A 326-nucleotide genomic window follows, 5' to 3' on the forward strand; every position below is an offset into this window, starting at 1 on the left:
GGCGCAGGCTATGAATCCAGTTTTGTTTATCATCATGCCAAACGGGGCATTAAACCGGCCTGCACTATTCCCTGTGTGCTGTATTTATCCTGGCCGGATACGATGTATCCTGCGGTGATATTGTTGCCAGCAGCGTTACTTTTAGGTATGGCAGTGATGATCACTGCCTCAATGTTTAAAAAATATTTATAGTACATGGCGCTGCACGATGGAATACAAAACGGTTGTTTGTTTTGTATTCCAGCGTCAGCAGACAAGCCGCACTGCGGCGCGTCAGTCTTTCTTGTTAGTGCTGATATTTTGATGGTGTATTCACCACCGGTGTC

1 protein-coding gene is annotated in these 326 nt (G+C 46.0%); it reads left to right on the forward strand.

Annotation, left to right across the window (positions count from 1 at the left end):
• A partial coding sequence (locus Xedl_RS20140; RefSeq protein ID WP_143187527.1) for an IncC plasmid conjugative DNA transfer DtrJ family protein occupies positions 1–192 on the forward strand: 192 nt, incomplete at its 5' end.
• Positions 193–326: the final 134 nt, after the last annotated feature.

The sequence above is a fragment of the Xenorhabdus eapokensis genome (genome assembly GCF_001908105.1).